Origin of the sequence: Cellulomonas citrea, assembly GCF_009829685.1 — a bacterium.
GTDB lineage: Bacteria > Actinomycetota > Actinomycetes > Actinomycetales > Cellulomonadaceae > Cellulomonas > Cellulomonas citrea.
Map to the genome: position 1 here is coordinate 1 of NZ_VWSD01000379.1, position 551 is coordinate 551.

A 551-nucleotide genomic window follows, 5' to 3' on the forward strand; every position below is an offset into this window, starting at 1 on the left:
AGCCGGGCGAACTCCCAATCGAGTCCATATCCGTCCGCGCGTAGCTGAATTCGCCGTGGAACCGGAACGTATCGCTCAAGTCGACGTCGGCTTGCAGGTAACCCTGGTAGCGATCCGTATCCTCGATGAGGTTGTCGAACGGAATGAAGCTGAAGCGGCAAAGGATGGTGTCCTGCACGCCGCCAAGCGCATCGCACCCGACATCGGGCTGAACAGCCAGGCCGGCTGGCAGGGAGTCCAGCACGATGCCTCCAGCACTTGCCGGAATGACGAACAGGCCCGGCGTGCCCAGCGCCGACCAGGCGGAGGGATTCACCGAATACGGCTGGAAACCGTAATCGCGCTCTGTCGTCGGAAGCTCGGAGCGATGTTGCCAGCCAAGGCCGGCCATCAGGTTTACGTCGCCGAAGTTGCCGCCGACAAGGATCGAACTGGACCAGTTGCCGTCCGATCCGTCGACGAATTCGTAGTCGCCTTGCAACTCGACGCCCGAAAAACCCTTCTTCGTGATGAAGTTGGCCACGCCGGCGATCGCGTCCGAACCATAGGTT

1 protein-coding gene is annotated in these 551 nt (G+C 61.3%); it reads right to left on the minus strand.

The features are described 5' to 3' along the window. A partial coding sequence (locus F2B26_RS16845) for a hypothetical protein (protein WP_201292827.1) occupies positions 1-523 on the minus strand: 523 nt, incomplete at its 3' end. Positions 524-551: the final 28 nt, after the last annotated feature.